Source organism: Spartinivicinus poritis, from assembly GCF_028858535.1.
GTDB classification, from domain to species: Bacteria; Pseudomonadota; Gammaproteobacteria; order Pseudomonadales; family Zooshikellaceae; genus Spartinivicinus; species Spartinivicinus poritis.
Genome location: NZ_JAPMOU010000032.1, coordinates 13,810 through 33,318, shown reverse-complemented (window position 1 = coordinate 33,318; position 19,509 = coordinate 13,810). Strand labels below are relative to the sequence as shown.

Below are 19,509 nucleotides of genomic sequence, written 5' to 3'. Positions count from 1 at the left end.
TAAAAATGAATCGAAACAAGTATAGTTTGGTATTAACTCAACAATAATCCTGCCTCACTATCAATGAACTGTTTTGCGCTCCATGACAACACCAACAGTTTGGCGATTTCCTTCACGAGCTTCATAGCCAGTAATTGAATAAAAAGGATACATAGCACCAGTAGCACTACTATCACCATTAACATAATAATGAAAAGCAACGATATTATGTTGGCGAGCTAAACGAATAGCATCATCAAAACTTCCAACATAAGTTGGCCAACCAAAACGTTTATCCGGTTTGCCTTGAAAAGCAACATGCGATAATACAAAGTAACGTCCAGTTGGTGTTGGTGTGTTAAAATTATTATCTGCATTAACTTCAATCAGGCTTTCAGAAGAAATACCTTCTTCATATAAAGAGCTAGCATTTACACTTTGAGCTGTTGCTAAAGATAAAGTTATAGCTGTAAAGAAAAGGGATAATTTTTTCATGTTACTTTCTCCTATTAAGTTCAACTGCTTTAGTTGTATTTAAGTATTTTCAATAAAAGGCTTAAGAAAACTGCTCTAACATTACTGATGTTTTAATTAGATTAAGTATATATTTTTAGCTAAATTATTATGAGCTAAAAATGTAATAGTTAATTAATTTCGACAATATGTGAAAGCTAATGTGAGTTTGTATCTTAGTACTACTTGAAATGCTATTTCACTTCAGCCTTTGATTTGGAAGTGTAGTGAAGTTTCTAAAAAGAAAAACCCATATCTGTGGGTTGACGAATTCAATAAACTTGTATCTAGTAGGGATTCTGATTCAACTTTATTAGTGCTTACTGTTGATATGGCTTTTGTGTTATAAGTGTTATATAAAGTCAGTATAATCTCCACAAAAATTTAATAAGAAGCTACTGGTATATACTTTTGTCTAGGACCAAGAAGCAGTTAAGTGTTATAAAATTTATACAGACAATTATCCATTTGCTCAAACTGATCATTAATAAAGAGTGAATCTATGAGTGAAGTGCACCCACTATCATGGTTTGATGAAGTATCTGCTATCAGTGAGTATTCTGATATTGAAAAATGGTTGTTTAAAGAGCTAGAGCAATATGGGTTTCCATTGTTACTCTTTGGGAATTTAACAAATCCTGGAGCGGGTGTAATAACTAACTTTCCTGATGAGTGGATGCAGAGGTTTGAAAAAAAAGATTACATATATAAAGATGCACCTGCTCAGCACTGCTTTAAGTCTATTACACCTATTGTTTGGAAAGATGCCTATGAGAGGCCTCATGCAACTGGTATAGCAAGAAAAATTATTAATGAAGCAGAGAGCTTTGGGTTGAAAAATGGTTTATCTATTCCAGTAGTTGCTAATAATAATCGGAGTGTATTAAGTGTTTGTTATGACGGAAAAGATAAAGATTTTAGACATTTGTTATCAAAATCGATACTCACTCTGGTTGGCTTAACTCAAACTGTTCAATGGAAGTTGCTTGATAGTTTTGCTGTAGAATTTTTTGATTTACCTAAGTTAAGTAAACGACAGAAAGATTGCTTACATTATTTGTCTCATGGCTATACAAATAAAGAAATTGCTAATTTTATGAAACTGTCACACTATACTGTGACAGATATTGTCTGTGAACTACTTAAAACCCTAAATGCTTCAAATAGAACAGAAGCAGTAATGTTGGCAATAAAACAGGGTATTATTTAAAAACAAGTATATTTCTGTAAGGATAGATTTATAACAGTCATAAATTGTATGTATACAATCCTTGAATGTCCAGTGAGGATAACAAAGCAAGGGTGTAAAGTGTATTCTTGAAAAGGAGAAGTAGTTGGGAACAAATACTAAAACTAGTGAAGTGGAGGAGTAATATTATATTTTTTATAGTAATCATTGACACGTCCATTCTCAACCATTTTTATAATAGCTTCATTGAGAGTTTGGTATGCACTTGCATTAGATGATTTTTTTGACATTCCATAATAATTTCCAATTTTCTGCTCATACTTGTAATTTGCATATGAGTATTGTGTAAAACCTATTTTATTAAGGGCTGATTCTATTGACGATGTATCTAATACAATCATGACTGAAAAACGATTTTTTGAAATCATTTCAGCCATATTTTTGTCATCAAGTGATAGTGTTTTTTGTATTCTTTTGTCTCTATCAAATTTAGGAAAGTAAGCAGTTTTTCTTTTTACCCCTATTCTATATCGGTATAGGTCTTCATATGAGTTTATTTGATTTTCTTGACCTTTTTTGACAAGAAAAGAAATGTTCTTTTGTTGGTAACCGATAGGGCCTAAATAAGCAACATAAGCTTCACGTTCCTTTGTTTTAATTGTTCTTGGTATTATATCAATTCTTCCTTTTTTTAAATCATCAAGACTTCTTGGGAATGGGGCAAAGCGCCATATCACTGTATAACCAATGCGATGAGCTGCATCCTCAAGAATATCGCGTAATGGACCAAAAAAAGTATCAGAATCTTCTACTCTGACCATTTCTGGTGGCCTATGCCGATAATCAGCATAGAGCACTTTGGTTTCTGCAAGAGAAAAAGGCCAATATAAAAATAGTATAATTAATGAGATTAGTCGAACCATTGTACTTTAACCTAACGTTTTATTACAGGGCAGTTAGGCGAGTCTATCAACTGATGACTTCCCAAGAGCTTATTGAAATCTGCATTCACACCATCCGTGGTGTTCAATGAAGATAACAAAGCCTAAAAGGAAAGGTATATCAATCAATATACTCAGCCTTAGAGTTAATATCATTAGGTAAGGTTAAACTCCACTTTTCAAGAAGTTTTTTACTAAATAAAAACTTACCTTTTTCACCAATAGCCGGACGAATATTTGAGGGGCTATCACCGTTCAGAATGCGTTTTGCAATTTCTGCTGCTTTTTCACCTTGGCTATAACCTTCTAGGACTAAACCGCCAATAGCTTTATCTGGGCCAACAGTAAAACTCCAAAATGCAAATAAGGGAATAGGGGTATTTTTAGATGTCCAATTGATTAAAGTTTCTGCATTGACACTATTATTTTTATCATCAACTAAGGTATGATATAGGCCAATGATTATTGAATCAAAACCGTCATTCTTTGACGCATGCACGGTAGATTCCCATAAATCTTTTTTACTAATCTGCTTTAACTCTAATTGAACGCCGGCTATTTTCAAAGAAGTTTTTCCTTTAAAGGCTTCTTCAACAGCATGTTTTGATGTGTTACCGCTATCAAATAAGATTAGTATTTTTTTAGCTTTAGGCATTATTTTTTTAATTTCTACAACTGATTTTTTAAATAATGGCCTTTCCAATACCCCGGTTATGTTATTACTGAGCTTCATCCTTCTAGGGTTAGAGTTAATTCCTAAATAAACAACAGGAGTTTTTGTGGCTCCTAATTTATCAGCTAAAAACTTTAAAGCATTATCATCACCAAGGAAAACAAGCTTTGGTTGAATGCCTTGATAGAATTGCCAGGCCTCATCAGCTTTTTTTTGATATTCAGTTTTTGGCACTCTTTTAGTATCCATTTGAAAGCGGTGTATTTTATAACCACTATCTTCAAAAGCCTTATTGATACCATTAACATAACTAGCGTCCCAAGGATACTCTGCATGATAGCTTTCAATGATAAGTAGATCTTTTTCAGCGGCATCAACAACGTTAAGAGTGATGGAAAGTATCAATATGGATAATAACTTCGATTTCATTATACAACTCCTATTCAATAAAGGTGGTATTTAGCCTGATGCTATCTGGCAATGTTATTTTCCATTTAGCTAACTGACTTTTACTATAAATAAACTCCCCCTTTGGGGGGATTTGGGGTAGGATATTTTCAGGTTTGGTCCCATTTAAAATTTTCTTTGCTATCTTGGCCGCTGCTAGACCTTGAGACTTTCCTGTCATAACTAAACCACCAATTGCTTTATTTTTACCTACTGAAAAGTCCCAAAAAGCAAATAAAGGTAGTGGTGTATTTGTCGATAGCCAGTTGATAACTTCTGAACCTTTAATATGTAGGCCATTTTTATCATGAAGGGTAAAGTAAAGTCCTGACCATATTGCTTGATAACCGTCCTGCTTGGCCATTGACACTGCTTTTTTCCATGAATCTAGATTATTAGAAATAAAAAGATGGGTATCAATATTGCCAATTTTCTGAATGGACTTGTTTTGGAAAAAATCTTTTATCGTATGGTGTGAAGTAGTACTATTATCAAACAGTATTAATGCTTTAGTTAATTTAGGGTATATCTTTTTTGCATTGAGAAGTGAGCGTTTAAATAGTGGTCGCTCAAGTACTCCTGTAATATTTTTATATTTATAAATACCAGTATTTCTTGGGTTAGAATTTACTCCTAAGTAAACAACTGGATATTTGCTCGTACTTAATCTATGAGATAAATATTCAAGAGCATTGTCATCGCCAAGGAATATTAAAAGGGGATCTATTGCTTGTATCACCTTCCAGGCTTTATCGGCCCTTGATGGATACATAATAGGGGAAAGTCTTTTCGTATCCATTTGAAAATGCTGGACAGTAAATTCACTTAGGCTATTTGATATTGCTTCAACATAGTCTTTACTCCACTGATAGCCTGAATGGTAACTTTCTATTATCAATAAGTCTCGTTTATCTGCAAAAGGCTGAATGCAAAGCAATACTTGCATTAGTAGTAGGCCTGATATTACTCGATACATAAACTGAACCGGGCACCTGAGCTATTAAATACAGCATAGAATGTGTGGTTATTTTTGTTATCCTAATTTGTAATATAAAAGATATTGTGAAAGATTATTTTATAATTAGAGGTGCCATTTAGTCTTTTTGACTTTTAGGGGTATCAAGTTGGATGGTTGTATACTCTTTTAAAATTGATTGGTAGGTTCCATCGTCTAGAATAGCTTGGTAACCATCATTGAAGGCTTTGATTTTTTGTTTAATACCTGGCACTTTACGGCTGAACATAACATACAGCTTATGGACATATAAAGGAGGGGACATATACTCAAGTTGTGGCTTTAAGTGAGGGTATATTTTGTTAATGTAATAAATACCAACGTATTTGTCCAAAGGTGCTAAGTCAACTCTTTGTAGTACAATTTTTTGTAAATTAACAGTATCTTCTGGAATTGCAACTTTATCAAGAAAGTCTGCCTTATCAAAAGTGGGTGAATAGACAATACCTATGCCAGTTCCTATTCTATAGGATTGCAAGTCACGTAAAGAGCGCCAACTAATATCACTATTAACATGCTTAAAAAAAACAACTGGGCTATCCATAAATGGCCTAGAATAAAAGTACTTTCTTGCACGTTCTTCTGTGTAATAAGCTATTGGAGTGGCATCTATTCTTCCGAATTCTACTTCAAGTAAACATCTGGCCCAGGTAAGAAAGTGAAACTTAACCCTATAGCCAGATCGCTTATATGCTTCAACAACTATTTTTGAAACTAACCCATAATCAGGCAATTGCTCTCCATAAAATGGCTCCCATGGGCTACCAGTCACAGATACTTCTTTATTAATAGCATCTGCTTTTACATTGTTGCTAACAACTAATAAGGAAATAATTATAGAAGAGATTAATGTATGCATTAGCTTTAATTGATTGAAAGCATTTTTATGTAGTATATACATAGTTTTATACAAGTTGATTAATTTAATTGAAAATTTGACCTGTTGCTTTTTTTATTAATAAATTTGATGGCTCGTTATAAGTGTAAAGTTAGTCTTGCTCTATTTAGAGTTAAATTACTGTGATACCGTGAAATATCTGAATTGTCTGTTAGCACAAAATTATCTAGCAATCTAACTTTGGAGTGATAGATATACAGATATACTTATGACTAAATTACTTATAAATGAGTAAGGAGTAATTATGCGTAAGTTCCTTCTAGCATTAAGCATAGGTTTTCCTTTGCTATTTTCATCAACCTTATATGCAGCGCAGTCGGTGAAAGTAATGGCTGATGAGGCTTACCCTCCTTACTCATATAAGAAAGATGGTAAAATGACGGGTATTTATACTGATGTACTATCCGCCATTTTTGCTAAGATGCCTGATTTTAATATAAAAATAGAAGGGGTTCCTTGGAAGCGTGGCTTGAAATCTATGGAGGCAGGAGAAGGTTTTGCGTTATATCCTCCTTATAAACGAGAAGACAGACCTTATATGGACTACACAGCACCAATATTAGCAGAAGAATCTGCTGCTTATTGTGATGAGAAAATTCTGTCGAAATCACGTCCAAAATGGCCTGAAGACTACTACGGCTTGAGAATAGGTAGTAACTCTGGTTTTGCAGTAGGGGGAGCTGTATTTGATAGAGCTGTTCAGGATGGCTTAATTAAGCTTAGTGAGGCTAAAGGTAATGATAAAAATCTGCTTAAGTTAATTAATGGCAGAATTGACTGCTATATAAACGATGCCTTATCTATTGAGTGGGAGTTAAATCAGCTAAAACAGAAAGGAAAATATAAAGGCTCGGGCATTGTTAGAGGTGCAACCATAAGTGGTGAATATGGCTACCTGGGCTTTACTAAAAAAGGTGATGCGTTTTCTTATTTAGAAAAATTTAAAGAAGAGTATCATAAAAATCTAGAAGAAATGAAATCAAATGGTGAAGTTGATAAAATAATTAAAAAATATACAGAATAGTTGATTTTTTGTTAGTTTAACATTCTGTAATTCTCCTATTACTCACAGTGTAACTGAATTTACTTATCCCCCAAGGAAATCAAAAGATAATTTGGGGGATGATGATATAGTTGCATTAGAAGGTTATTTAAATCGAGAGCTCTCTATTGCCAGCCTAGATCCAGATGATCTGTGGCTTAGTCCATTTCAATAATAAAATCTCTTCATATAAGGCTAGAGACTATGTTAGCTTTTAGCTGTTTGCTTATGGGTGATTTTATTTATCCATTGTTGCAGCCCATGTGGTAGTGGTACTCCAAAGCGGTCAAGTATTGATAGGCTTTGAATATACAGCTCATGTTGTGTGCCATAACGTTTTTCAAAATTATCTCTAAATGGATGCACTGCATACCACTTAAGGCTGTCATGGCCTTCCCCATGTTTATGATGACCAGAACATAGTGGTAGTACATACCAATGACCATTTGAGCTAGTACTGTTTCTTATATGATGAATTGTCGCCCAGTTAGCAAATAAACCAGCCTGTCGACAAGCGATACAGCCTACGTATTCAATAAGTGATTGATGAAAGCTTTTTTGCTCCTTATTGACTAATGATGTTCTTATTAACATATAATGCTCCTGTCGTTAGCTATTTGTTAGCTTATATTATTACTATAGTAATGCTATTAGTTATCAAACTTGCTAATCATTGACTATGGTTGACCTGTAAATAATTTACGCAACCTTAATGCCAAAAAAATAATTTATGATTTTCAATAAATTACTCAGGTGGCCAATTGAAAGTGTTAAATAACTAGTCAGTTGTTGTATTGTTTGATCAGTATTATAAGAGTTAAGGTATAGTCATATAAGTAAGAGGGATATAACTACTTATAGCTGTTTGTTATAATAACATGGATGAGCTGTATCCTGCTGCGGCTGAGCAATAAGTAATAAAGCAGCCAGTCATTCTAAAAAATGAGTTCACTCATCAATAATGGAAGTGAAGCTATGTCAGATCATAAACAACTTTGTACTAAAGCATCAGACTTATTGGTTAAAGCGTTAGAAGCTGAAGGGGTTACTCATATTTTTGCTGTGCCAGGTGAAGAAAACCTGGATATGGTTGAGTCACTAAGAAATTCATCCATTAAGTTAGTATTAACCCGTCATGAGCAGGGGGCTGCTTTTATGGCTGCAACCTATGGGCGTTTAACAGGTAAGGCAGGCGTTTGTATGGCTACTTTAGGGCCTGGTGCAACTAACTTTGCAACACCCGCCGCTTATGCTCACTTAGGAGCATTTCCATTAATTATGATTACTGGGCAAAAGCCTATCAAAAAATCCAAGCAAGGGCAGTTTCAGATTATTGATGTGGTTGGTCTATTTGAGCCTATTTGTAAAATGTCGAAGCAAATAGTGCATGGTAATACTATTCCTTCATTAGTACGTGAAGCATTTCGGTTAGCTGAAGAGGAACGTCCTGGAGCAGTGTTATTGGAACTGCCTGAAGATATTGCTGCAGAAGACACTAATGCTGCTATTATTGAGCCACATTCAAGGCATTATGCTGTAGCCAGTGATTCTGCTATTGAAGAGGCTGTTACATTAATAAAGCAAGCAAAACGACCATTGGTATTAGTGGGGGCAGGCGCTAACCGAAAAGAAGTAAGACCGGCTTTGTGTGATTTTGTCCATACAACACGTATTCCATTTTTTAATACGCAAATGGGTAAAGGGGTAATAGACGAGCGCTCTGAATTATTTATTGGCACGGCTGCTTTATCAGATAATGATTATTTACACTGTGCGATTGATCGGTCTGATTTAGTGATTAATATAGGCCATGATGTTGTTGAAAAACCCCCATTTTTCATGGAGTCAGGTGGTAAGCAAGTCATTCATATAAATTATAAGTCGGCTCAAGTTGACCAGGTTTATTTCCCTCAAGTAGAAGTGATCGGTGATTTAGCGGCTTCAATTAGCCGCCTTAAAGCAGCCTTAGGGAAAGTAGAAGCTGACTTTAGTTATTTTGAAAAAATTAAAACTGGGGTTGATAAACATACCTTAGAAGATGCTGATGATGACCGTTTTCCAATTATTCCCCAACGTCTGGTGGCAGATACCCGGAAAGTAATGGGGGATAAAGATATCATTGCGTTGGACAATGGTATTTATAAAATTTGGTATGCTCGCAATTATAAAGCTCACTATCCGAATACTGTATTACTAGATAATGCACTGGCCACTATGGGGGCAGGGCTACCTTCAGCGATGATGGCAGCAATGCAGTACCCTGAACGACGGGTGATGGCTATTTGTGGTGATGGTGGTTTTATGATGAATAGCCAGGAGTTAGAAACGGCTGTGAGGCTTGGGCTTAATCTGGTAGTAACGGTACTTAATGACAGCAGTTATGGCATGATTCGTTGGAAGCAAGGACAAGCTGGCTTTGAAGACTGGGGGTTAGAATTTAATAACCCAGATTTTGTGCAATATGCTAATAGTTATGGTGCCACTGGACACCGAGTTGATAATACGGAAGAGCTGGTGGCGACTTTTGAGAAAGCATTTGTCACAGGTGGTGTGCATTTAGTTGATGTGCCTGTGGATTACTCAGAAAATAAACGAGTACTTATTGATGAACTTCAGGCAAAGGTTTGTATGTTATGAGTAAAAGTCAACCTAATACGCAACTTGAAGTGTTGACCGCTTATGGGCAAGCGCACCTTGCAACACTGGCCATGCATACGGCAGATGATGCTGAGCGAATGCTTGGCATTGCAGAAAGTTTATTTAAGAGACGTGATGCCTGGCTGGCCAAACATGAGCGAATTGCCATTTTGAAAAAGCTGACGAGCTTAATGAGCGAGCAAGTTGAAGCACTAGCAATGACTATTGCTAGAGAGGGTGGCAAACCGTTAAAAGATGCTCGTGTTGAAAGTGAGCGAGCTGTTGATGGTGTGGAAAAAACTATTGAGGCTTTAGCCCATTTGAATGGTAGTGAAATACCCATGGGGCTTACGCCAGCGGCAGCAAACAAATTGGCTTTTAGTTATCGTGAGCCAATTGGGGTTGTTGTGGCTGTTAGTGCATTTAACCACCCGCTAAATTTAATTATTCACCAAGTAATACCCGCAGTAGCGGCAGGTTGCCCTGTTATTGTTAAACCAGCGTCAACAACTCCACTGTCTTGTCTTAAAGTTGCTGAGCTGCTGGCAAAGGCAGGTTTACCGGATGGCTGGTGTCAGGTTTGTATTTGTGACAATACAGTAGCAACGCAACTGGTTACTGATAGTCGACTTGGTTTTTTTAGTTTTATTGGTTCTGCCAGAGTGGGTTGGCAATTACGCAGCCAGTTGGCACCAGGTGTGCGCTGTGCATTAGAGCATGGGGGAGTTGCACCAGTTATTGTGGATAACACCGCTGATATTGAAGCAATGATACCTAATCTTACTAAAGGTGGCTTTTATCATGCTGGGCAAGTTTGCGTATCGGTTCAGCGGGTTTTTGTGCCTAAAGCAATGGCAGAGGATATTGTAGGTAAACTGGCGAAAGCAGCAGAACAATTAGTAGTAGGTGACCCTACTCAGGCTGATACTGACGTAGGCCCATTAATTCTGCCACGAGAAGTTGATCGGATTGATGAATGGGTGCAAGAAGCGGTGCAGCAGGGAGCAAGGCTCGTTACAGGTGGAAAAAAACTAGCTAACGGTTGCTATACGCCAACTGTACTATTAGATCCGCCCGAGCAAGCGAAAGTATCGACACTAGAGGTATTTGGACCTGTGGTCTGTGTTTATAGCTATCAAACCATTGATAAGGCTGTTCAGCGGGCAAATAGTTTAAATGTGGCTTTTCAAGCGGCTGTATTTAGTAGCGATTTACAGCAAAGTATGAAAGTCATGCAGCAGCTAGATGCTTCGGCAGTTATGTTGAATGATCATACGGCATTTAGAGTAGACTGGATGCCCTTTGCTGGCCGCCGTCATTCTGGCTTAGGTACAGGAGGTATTGGCTATACGATGCATGATATGACCCAAGAGAAAATGTTTGTATTAAGTTTGTAAAAAATAATAGTCATTAGAGGTATCCTAATGCTTTAGACATTATTAAACCTATTATGAAAGACCGTATGGCATTTGCCAGTGAATCAGGCTGTGATGCAGTTGAAGTGGATAATGTTGATGCATTTGAAAATACTGAAGAAACCCACAGCTACGTCACCTATAAAGACCAGCTTAATTACAATAAGTGGCTAGCAAATACAGCGCATCAATTTAATTTAGCCATTGGTTTAAAAAATGATATTCAGCAGCTTAAAGAGCTAGTTGATTACTTTGATTTTGCAGTTAACGAGCAATGTTTTGCTTATAGTAATGAGTGTATACGGTATGAGTCTACTTTCTTAAAGGCGGGCAAAGCTGTATTTAATCAGGCAAGATAAACTATTTGTTAGTGCATACTAATAAGAATTGTTTTTCTAAAAAAAGTATACACTAACTGTTTAATTACTTAATGATAAACTTGAATTGATTTTAATATAGCAAACTCATTCGGCTTGCTTAATAAACCGTCAGCTTCAACAACAATTGATGAAACAGTGCTATATACAGGTACTGTTAAGCGAGCCACAGGATTTTGTGGATGTTTACATTTTGAGGCAAAATTACTTCCACAAACTTTATCAAGATAGGTGAAAAACTGTTTGTAACCAATCAGTCGACCTTTTTCGCCATTGTTTGCCTCATAAACACGGATTTCTGTTGGGCGCTTTTGCCACCAATCTGTTAAAAAACCAACAGAGGAAACTAATTGCTCATTACCAAGATCAACTGTTTTACTGAAATGAGCACTCGCATTTGGATACATGCGTTCGTCAACATTTACTTCAGTGATTAATTCATTTGAAAAGGTTGCACTACTAGCCGTTGCTAAACAAAGGGCAGATAATAATAGGCGAGCTTTTTTAAATGGCATGGGTAATCCCTCACTAATTTTTAATTAGTTTTATTGAATGGTGAGTCAAGACGGTAATTCATATTGACTTGAAAATCAAATAAAAAGTCTATTGTTGTATGTGCTGAGGAATCATGCACTAACATGCTAAGTTAATAAATGGTTACTGATAAATAAAAGCTGATATTTAATAATAAGCGGTTGCTTAAAACTTGTTGTCAATAAACTTAATTAAATAGGATTCATATGATTCTAAGTTGCTTAGTGCATTCTCATAGTTTTTTGCATATTTGATAGCCGTTTTTTTTGAAAAAACTGTGTATAACCCTACTTTGGGTTCAGGTAAAGATACAACTTTAATGTTGTTATAAAAGCCGTTGATCTTTGCTGTGTAGATTAGTTCGTAGCTGTCAGGTGAATAAACCGCGTCAAGCCTTTCCCTTAGCATTATTTTGTAATTTCGAAAAATTATATTATTGCCGCTGAGAGGTTTTGTTTTTAAACGTTTGTCCCTCATTAATGGCGATAAAAACCCTTTTTCATATATACCAATATCCATCAGTAATATGTCATTAATAGACTGTAGAGAGTCCAGGGGTGATTTTTTTAAGAGCATAAAGGATGGCTGCATCTTCAGAAAAGGCTTCGAGGGGTAGGTAAATTTTTTTGCTCTTTGTGGACTTTTACCTAATGCAACAGCTAAGTCTATTTTCCCCAATTCGAGTGCTTGCAATAAACGAGATAATGGATAGGGTTTTGGTGGAATTTGAAGCTCTGTTACTCCGGATTTTTCCATTACTTTTTTGAGATAGCTGATAGCAGGCCCTTTAGGGGGAGTATTATTTTCTCCTTCTTCTATATGAGGAATTAAATTAAAATAACCAACTTTAAGGCTCTGAGCCCAAGCTGAGAAAGGTGCCAGAGTTATGCAAAGACATCCTAAATAAGCCAGTTTGTATTTTAGTGGGGATGTACTCATTCCACTATACTCTTTGCGAAAGGCTTTTTGAGGGCTTGCTTTACAGTAATAAGCTAGCCCTTAAAAACCATTTGCTTTGACTATAGATTATACGCTTAACTATAATTTCTTAACAAAAACTTTTGAGCCTCGCTTAGGATTATAGGTACTTTTTTTTGCATTAGGCAATGCATCAAGGGTGGTTTCTTCAAAGCCTCTCTCTAAAAACCAGTGGGCAGTTTTGGTGGTCAGCACAAAAAGCGCTTTGATCCCTTGTTTTCTGGCTGCTTCTTCATTGTGTTGAAGCAACAAGTTGCCACGCTCGCTGCCTTGATAGTCTTGATGGACGGCCACACAAGCAAGTTCTGCACTGTCGCTATCAGAATAAGGATGAAATGCAGCGCAGCCAATAATTGTGCCGTCGCGCTCGATGATGGTGAATAAATTAATTTCCTGTTCAATTTGCTTTCTTGAGCGACGAACTAAAACGCCTTGTTTTTCTAAAGGTTGAATTAATTTTAAAATACCGCCAACGTCTTCAATGTTGCCTTGACGAATTTCTTCATAGCCATCATGAGTAATCAGGGTTCCGGAGCCATCGCGGGTAAAAAGTTCTTGTAATAATGCGCCATCTTGCTGGTGGCTGATAATATGTGCTCGGTCGGTACCCCCTTCACATGCAGTTAAGGCGGCAGATAATAATCGTTTGGCTTCGAGAGATTTTGTCTGCTTTAAAATCCGCAGGGCTTCTGCAGGTTTCATGGTTCTGATTAGCTGATTATTATTATCCTGGATGCCAGACTTCGAACCAAAAATAATCAATTTTTCTGCACCCAGTGTAATGGCTGTTTGAGTAGCCACATCTTCAGTTGCTAGATTAAATACTTGACCTGTTGGTGAGGAGCCAAGGCAAGATAGTAGCACTACATAACCATCATCCAGCTGTTGGAAAATAGCCTTACGGTCGATACGGCGTACATCGCCAGAATGCAAAAAGTCTACGCCATCTACTACTCCAATAGGCTTGGCTGTAACGAAATTGCCGCCTATGACTCGGATTCTTGCATTATGCATCGGGGAGTTGGCTAACCCCATCGAAAGCATGGATTCTATTTTAATGCGTAGATTACCTACCGCATCTTTAACACTTTCAAGTACTTCTTTGTCAGTTATACGCTGATGCTGGTGAAATTTACACGCCACTTGTCGCTCTTTAAGGTATTGATCAATTTGAGGTCTGGCACCAAAAACGACAACCAGGCGAACTCCTAAGCTATTTAAAAGTGCAATGTCATGGATGATGTTGCCAAAGTTATTATCGGCAATGGCTTCGCCACCAATCATTAGTACAAACGTACGGCCTCGGTGAGCGTTAATATAGGGTGATGAGTGGCGAAAAAAACTTACATATTCAGGGGAAGAAAAATCAACCATGGCATTACATCTACACTAGCAACAAAATTCACTAATTAACTGTTGAAGCAAACTAACTGTTGGTTTTACCGTATCCATTGATAGATATTCATCAGGCTGGTGGGCTTGATCAATATTACCTGGGCCAAGTACTACTGTTTCCATCCCCAGCTCTTGTAAGAAAGGGGCTTCTGTGGCGAAAGCAACTGATTCTGCATGATGCCCGGTTAATGTTTCAACTGTTTTTATTAAAGTACTGTTTTTATCTGTAGCAAACGCCTCCACGCCAGGGAAAATCGCTTCAACACTGATAGGTACTTGGTAATCATGGCTGATAGGTGAAATCCGTGCTTGCAGCATTTCTCTTAGTTCATCACAGTAAAGGCCTGGTAGCGGGCGCAAATCGTACTCTAAACTACATTCGCCGCATATTCGGTTAGGGTTATCCCCACCATGAATACAGCCTAAGTTTAAAGTAGGTGCTGGCACTTCAAAAAGCGGATTGTTATAGCGTGTAGCAAGCTCGGTACGAAAACTTAAAATGGTATCAATGACTTGATGCATTACTTCAATTGCATTTATACCCAAGGCAGGATTGCTGGAGTGTCCCGCCTGGCCTTTAATATGCACTCTCTCCATCATGATGCCTTTATGCATATAAATGGGCTTTAAACCAGTTGGCTCACCAATAACTGCATAGCGGGCTTTAGGTTTACCTGCTTTAGCTAATGCACGAGCGCCATCCATTGAAGACTCTTCATCGGCGGTGGCAAGAATAATCAGTGGCTGTTTTAGTGGTTTATCTAAAAAGGACTTAATGGCCTCAATGGCTAAGGCAAAAAAACCTTTCATATCGCAAACACCAAGGCCATACCATTTATTACCTGCTTCCGTTAACTTGAATGGGTCATATTGCCAGCGCTGTTGATCATAAGGGACAGTATCGGTATGGCCTGCCAGTACTAAACCTCCGGGGCCACTCCCCAACGTTGCAATTAAATTTGCCTTTTGAGGCTGATCAGGTAAGGGGATAATTTCAATGCTAAAGCCAAGCTCACTTAACCAGTTGGCCAGTAAATCGATAACAGGGCGGTTGCTTTGGTCAAGTTTTGGGTTAGTGCAGCTGATAGAAGGGATTTCTATCAGGTTGGTTAACATAGTTGCAAGTTGAAGTTTAGACACCTGGTTTTATCCTTTTTATTGTTTTAGGGCCTGTGGTTAACACTAATATAGTCGGCAGGCCTCTAATTAAGTAGCTATACCCTTCACGAATGGTTTCTAGGATACCCTCTTCAAGAGACATTGGCGGTGGTATTAACGATATTTGTAAAGCATTACATAGCTACTTTCAGTTGTTTATAGATTCTGACATTACCGTTTTTATTTCTGCTTAGGAACATTCGAGAAATAACTTGAAAAAGTTTTGGTCCAAAGCGCCTGTCTGACAAGGCGAAAACACGAAGGCATAGTGGGCCTATGTAAAGCTCTTTACATTCTAGTAACTAGAACCTTTATAGTTAGTTGTACTCTGATTAAACAGGCTGTAGTGATAGTAGGCATCACTAGAGGGATATAGATATGACTGAAGCTGCACTTAATGAATACCAAATTGCAGTTGTTGGCATGCGCTGTCAGGGATGTGCAAATAAAGTTCAGCGTGAAATACAACAATTGCCGCAAGTTGATCATGCAGTGGTTAACTTTGCCAGTGGGCTGTTATCAGTCGCTGCTTCAGAAGAAGCAATAGCTTTAGTGGTCGATAAGGTGAAAACGCTAGGCTATCAAGCAATATTGTCAGATTTAGATAATGCTCGGCAGCGTCATCGGGAACAACAACAGCTGGCTCAAAACAAAGAGTACCAACAGAGAATCAACCTACTCGGCAGTTGGGTTTTGGCACTGCCTCTGTTAATTAACATGCTATCCATGTTGCTGCTGGATCAACCGTTACTTTCAGAGTGGTGGCAGTGGTTGTTGGCTACTCCTGTCCAGTGGTGGTTTGGTCGTCAGTTTTATTTGGGAGCAATAAAGGCGATTAAAGCAGGCTATGCCAATATGGATGTGCTAATCAGCTTAGGTACTGTAACTGCTTACAGCTATAGCCTGGTTGTGCTGCTAATTGGGTTAAATCAACCTGTGTATTTTGAAGGGGCTGCATTAGTTATTAGCTTTGTTTTATTAGGTAACTGGTTGGAAAGCAGGGCCACCCAAAAAACCGCCTCAGCTCTAACTCGGCTAATGGAGTTGCAACCAGATACTGTTAATAAACTGGATGCTAACCAACAGATAGCTGTAGCACCTTTAATCAGTGTAAGAGTTGATGACTTATTACTGGTGAAGCCAGGAGAAAAGGTGCCTGTTGATGGGGAGGTGGTTACGGGAGTCAGTGAACTGGATGAGTCGGTTGTAACAGGTGAAAGCGTGCCTGTTTTAAAGCAGCCAGATGATACGTTGGTGGCAGGCAGTATTAATGGTGGCCAGGCACTAACCATGCGAGCAACCCGAGTAGGAGATGACACCACCCTAGCAAAGATTATTAGTTGGATTGAGCAGGTCCAGTCGAATAAAGCTCCTGTACAACGATTGGTAGATAAAGTCAGTCAGTATTTTGTGCCAGTGGTTTGTGTCATAGCTTTGTTGGCAGGGTTAGGCTGGTGGCTTGGAGCGGGAGATGTTAATCAGGCTATTTTAGCACTGGTTGCTGTGCTGGTAATTGCTTGTCCTTGTGCACTGGGGCTTGCCACACCAGTTGCGATTATGTCGGGCACTGGTGCTGCTGCCAAGGCGGGAATATTAATTAAAGACATTGGCGTACTGGAGCAGAGTCGTCAGGTGAATAAAGTGGTGTTTGATAAAACAGGTACGTTAACTAAAGGCAAGCCAACAGTAACAAAAGTAATTATTTACTCCTATTGTGAGGTTGCTATTAACGAACAACAGTTAATGTCTTTTGCTGCAAGTGCTCAGCAAGCTAGCGAGCATTTACTAGCTAAGACGACAGTTGAATATGCTAAAACGAATAAACTCACCATTGAGCCTGTTGACCAATTAAGTAACTACCCAGGAGAAGGCATTGCAGCAACGGTGAGTGGCAAGCAAGTTGTGGTTGGGAACAGTAAGCTATTAACACGCTTTAGCCTTTCATGTCCTAAGCAACTAGAAGACCTGGTAAATAAAGAAATTGCTTCGGTAGCTTATGTGGCAATTGATGGGCTAGTAGCAGGAGCCTATCTGTTGTCAGATCCAATACAAACCAATGCTTTTGCAGCAATAGCTAAATTACATCAGCTTGAGTGCCAGCCTGAGTTGTTGAGTGGAGATAGAAAGCAAGTAGTTACTAGTGTTGCTACTGAATTAACGATTAATCAATGGCAGGCAGGCGTATCGCCCGAGCAAAAGGCCCTGCGAATAACAAGCCTAAAAAATGCAGGAAACTGTGTGGCAATGGTTGGTGATGGCGTGAATGATGCGCCGGCGCTGGCAGCAGCTGATATTGGTATAGCCATGGGAAGTGGCACTGATGTAGCCAAAGAAACAGCCGCAGTTACCTTACTAAGGCCTGACCCAATATTGGTCCCCGCTACGCTGGAAATTGCCCGCAAAACCTATTGGAAAATACGCCAGAATTTATTTTGGGCTTTTTTCTTTAACTGCTTAGCAATTCCCGTGGCTGCGCTAGGTTATTTAAACCCTGCTATTGCTGGAGCAGCAATGGCGTTCAGTAGTTTGTTTGTTGTAACTAACTCGTTGTTCTTACAGCGTTGGACACCCGTAAAGTAATAATGAAAAAGCAGGTTTTTAAACGCATGAATATCAGCGAAGCAGCCAAAGCATCAGGCTTAACAGCAAAAACCATTCGTTACTATGAAAGTATTGGGCTGATTAAACCAGCTCGTCGTTTAAGTAATGGCTATCGGTCATACAGCGAAGAAGACATCAGCAGCCTGAAACTTATCCATCAGTTGCGGGGATTCGGCTTTTCATTAAGTGAGTGTGAAGACCTGCTTTCTTTATATAAAAAATCAGACAGGCAAAGTCGTGATGTAAAAGCAAAAGTAGCTGTTAGGCTAGAGCAAGTCAGAACCAAGATTAATGAGCTTGAACAACTGGCAGACTCATTAGAACAAATGCTAGACAGCTGCGCGGGTGATGATCAGCCAGAGTGTGGGATTATTAATCGGTTGGTGGAGTAGTGGGGGCTGCTTTTACTATAAGCAGGTGACTCTTTGTTTATCAAAAAACCAAAAATATGAGAATCAAAGTGTTTTGACCTTCATCTGTTAGTGTCTAATGGTTTTGTGTATCAAAAAATAGATAATCTTGATATCTAACTGCTTTGTCATTAAAATATCTGATTATTTTAATGACAAAGTATTGGCTATATTGATATGCAAATAAACTTGGATAATGCGGTTCATTATCACTATGGGAAATTTCCACCTAATAAACTTGCTTATGAAAACTTTGTCGATTCCTTAGCCAAAGCAACTGATGCTGTAGCACGCTATGATCAGATGTTAAAAAATATGCACAATAGTGAAATACTACTAACTCCACTAAGAAACCAAGAAGCAGTTATATCTTCAAGGATGGAGGGTACAGTCAGTACTATGGATGAAATTCTCAAGTATGAAGCAGACTTTGAGAGTAACCCAGAAAAAAGCACTCATGTTAGATCAGAAGTCATAGAAACTATTCTCTATCAACGAGCATTGAGAGCAGCCCAGCAGGCGATGGAGGATGGTTATCCTTTATCCCAGTCACTTATAAAAGGAATTCATCAGAGATTATTATCTTTGGGTAGAGGTGCTACAAAATCACCTGGAGAATTTAAAAGTGAACAAAACTATTTAGCGGATAAGTTTAAGGGAAATATATTATTTGTTCCAATAAGTCCAGAAAAACTACAAGATGGGCTGGATCAACTCTTTGAATATATAGAGCATAATACGCATCCAATACTAATTAAAACAGCTATGACTCATATTGAATTTGAGGCATTACACCCATTTAAAGATGGCAATGGTCGTATTGGTCGTATGTTAATTACTTTAATGCTATGGACATCTGGCACTATATCTGCTCCTCATTTTTATATAAGTGGCTATCTAGAGGAAAATAAAGATTTATATATAGATACTATGAGGAACGTATCAAAGAATGGCGACTGGGAGAGTTGGTGTAGTTTTTTTCTTGAGGCTATAGAACAACAGGCTATTAGGAATCTTACTATTGCTGAAAACATTCAAAGCTTGTATGAAAATATGAAAGTCACTTTTGCAGAAGTGCTTTCGTCCAAATGGAGTGTTAATACTCTGGACTTCATTTTTGCAAACCCAGTTTTTAGAAATAATAGATTCACAACCCATAGTGGTATACCTGCTGCAAGTGCTGCCAGGTTTACAAGAATACTGCTGGAAAAGCAATTGATTACTACAATAGAAGAAGCATCAGGAAGAAGACCTGCGTTGTATTCATTTGAGCCACTTATGCAACTTGTAAGAGTATAAGCTCAAAA

General features: G+C 38.0%; 18 protein-coding genes. 8 read left to right on the top strand and 10 right to left on the bottom strand.

Translation table 11 applies throughout. The annotated features are described in order from the left end of the window. Positions 1 to 60: 60 nt before the first annotated feature. Positions 61 to 474, bottom strand: coding sequence for a hypothetical protein (locus ORQ98_RS20230; RefSeq protein ID WP_274690637.1), 414 nt, complete (start codon positions 472 to 474; stop codon positions 61 to 63). Between the two features lie 520 nt (positions 475 to 994). Here ORQ98_RS20230 and ORQ98_RS20225 point away from each other — a divergent pair. After that, positions 995 to 1,702 (top strand): autoinducer binding domain-containing protein, encoded by a 708-nt coding sequence (locus ORQ98_RS20225; RefSeq protein ID WP_274690636.1) that lies wholly within the window; start codon positions 995 to 997, stop codon positions 1,700 to 1,702. Positions 1,703 to 1,845: 143 nt separating this feature from the next. Here ORQ98_RS20225 and ORQ98_RS20220 read toward each other — a convergent pair whose 3' ends face one another. The 4 genes from ORQ98_RS20220 to ORQ98_RS20205 all read right to left on the bottom strand — a co-directional run bounded on the left by ORQ98_RS20220 (position 1,846) and on the right by ORQ98_RS20205 (position 5,658). After that, positions 1,846 to 2,604, bottom strand: a complete 759-nt coding sequence (locus ORQ98_RS20220) for a substrate-binding periplasmic protein (RefSeq protein WP_274690635.1) — start codon at positions 2,602 to 2,604, stop codon at positions 1,846 to 1,848. 139 nt (positions 2,605 to 2,743) lie between these two features. Then, positions 2,744 to 3,724 carry an ABC transporter substrate-binding protein gene (locus ORQ98_RS20215; RefSeq protein WP_274690634.1) on the bottom strand — a complete coding sequence of 327 codons (981 nt, stop codon included), beginning with the start codon at positions 3,722 to 3,724 and terminating at the stop codon, positions 2,744 to 2,746. Positions 3,725 to 3,734: 10 nt separating this feature from the next. Beyond that, positions 3,735 to 4,688, bottom strand: a complete 954-nt coding sequence (locus tag ORQ98_RS20210) for an ABC transporter substrate-binding protein (RefSeq protein ID WP_274690633.1) — start codon at positions 4,686 to 4,688, stop codon at positions 3,735 to 3,737. Positions 4,689 to 4,836: 148 nt separating this feature from the next. After that, positions 4,837 to 5,658 carry a substrate-binding periplasmic protein gene (locus tag ORQ98_RS20205; RefSeq protein WP_274690632.1) on the bottom strand — a complete coding sequence of 274 codons (822 nt, stop codon included), beginning with the start codon at positions 5,656 to 5,658 and terminating at the stop codon, positions 4,837 to 4,839. Positions 5,659 to 5,899: 241 nt separating this feature from the next. Here ORQ98_RS20205 and ORQ98_RS20200 point away from each other — a divergent pair, with 241 nt between their 5' ends. Continuing rightward, the gene (locus ORQ98_RS20200) at positions 5,900 to 6,679 is read left to right on the top strand and encodes a substrate-binding periplasmic protein (protein ID WP_274690631.1); all 780 of its coding nucleotides are present in this window, start codon (positions 5,900 to 5,902) and stop codon (positions 6,677 to 6,679) included. A gap of 225 nt (positions 6,680 to 6,904) precedes the next feature. On the opposite strand, the gene ORQ98_RS20195 is transcribed toward ORQ98_RS20200, so the two are convergent. Then, positions 6,905 to 7,291, bottom strand: a complete 387-nt coding sequence (locus ORQ98_RS20195) for a Ref family recombination enhancement nuclease (protein WP_274690630.1) — start codon at positions 7,289 to 7,291, stop codon at positions 6,905 to 6,907. Between the two features lie 381 nt (positions 7,292 to 7,672). Between ORQ98_RS20195 and ORQ98_RS20190 the strand changes: the two genes are divergently transcribed. From ORQ98_RS20190 to ORQ98_RS20180, 3 genes are read left to right on the top strand one after another with little or no spacing between them, the layout of a single operon-like run. Further along, positions 7,673 to 9,334: an acetolactate synthase large subunit gene (locus ORQ98_RS20190; protein WP_274690629.1), complete on the top strand. Its 1,662-nt coding sequence runs from the start codon at positions 7,673 to 7,675 to the stop codon at positions 9,332 to 9,334. Further along, entirely contained in the window at positions 9,331 to 10,731 is a 1,401-nt protein-coding gene (locus ORQ98_RS20185) for an aldehyde dehydrogenase family protein (RefSeq protein WP_274690628.1), read from the top strand. The genes ORQ98_RS20190 and ORQ98_RS20185 overlap by 4 nt, the downstream gene beginning before the upstream one ends. Before the next feature lie 53 nt (positions 10,732 to 10,784). Then, complete coding sequence (locus ORQ98_RS20180) at positions 10,785 to 11,108, top strand: endo alpha-1,4 polygalactosaminidase (protein WP_274690627.1); 324 nt, start codon at positions 10,785 to 10,787, stop codon at positions 11,106 to 11,108. Between the two features lie 68 nt (positions 11,109 to 11,176). Here ORQ98_RS20180 and ORQ98_RS20175 read toward each other — a convergent pair whose 3' ends face one another. From ORQ98_RS20175 to argE, 4 genes are all read right to left on the bottom strand, one after another. Then, positions 11,177 to 11,641 carry a hypothetical protein gene (locus ORQ98_RS20175; protein WP_274690626.1) on the bottom strand — a complete coding sequence of 155 codons (465 nt, stop codon included), beginning with the start codon at positions 11,639 to 11,641 and terminating at the stop codon, positions 11,177 to 11,179. 184 nt (positions 11,642 to 11,825) lie between these two features. Beyond that, positions 11,826 to 12,599, bottom strand: coding sequence for a transporter substrate-binding domain-containing protein (locus ORQ98_RS20170; RefSeq protein ID WP_274690625.1), 774 nt, complete (start codon positions 12,597 to 12,599; stop codon positions 11,826 to 11,828). A gap of 99 nt (positions 12,600 to 12,698) precedes the next feature. Continuing rightward, positions 12,699 to 14,012 carry an amino-acid N-acetyltransferase gene (gene argA, locus ORQ98_RS20165; RefSeq protein ID WP_274690624.1) on the bottom strand — a complete coding sequence of 438 codons (1,314 nt, stop codon included), beginning with the start codon at positions 14,010 to 14,012 and terminating at the stop codon, positions 12,699 to 12,701. A gap of 15 nt (positions 14,013 to 14,027) precedes the next feature. Continuing rightward, complete coding sequence (argE, locus tag ORQ98_RS20160; protein WP_274690623.1) at positions 14,028 to 15,173, bottom strand: acetylornithine deacetylase; 1,146 nt, start codon at positions 15,171 to 15,173, stop codon at positions 14,028 to 14,030. A gap of 396 nt (positions 15,174 to 15,569) precedes the next feature. Here argE and ORQ98_RS20155 point away from each other — a divergent pair, with 396 nt between their 5' ends. From ORQ98_RS20155 to ORQ98_RS20145, 3 genes are all read left to right on the top strand, one after another. Beyond that, a complete protein-coding gene (locus ORQ98_RS20155) occupies positions 15,570 to 17,771 on the top strand; it encodes a heavy metal translocating P-type ATPase (protein ID WP_274690622.1) in 2,202 nt (733 codons plus the stop codon). 26 nt (positions 17,772 to 17,797) lie between these two features. Continuing rightward, a complete protein-coding gene (gene cueR / locus ORQ98_RS20150) occupies positions 17,798 to 18,184 on the top strand; it encodes a Cu(I)-responsive transcriptional regulator (protein WP_274690621.1) in 387 nt (128 codons plus the stop codon). A 207-nt stretch (positions 18,185 to 18,391) separates the two neighbouring features. Continuing rightward, positions 18,392 to 19,501, top strand: a complete 1,110-nt coding sequence (locus ORQ98_RS20145; RefSeq protein ID WP_274690620.1) for a Fic family protein — start codon at positions 18,392 to 18,394, stop codon at positions 19,499 to 19,501. Positions 19,502 to 19,509: the final 8 nt, after the last annotated feature.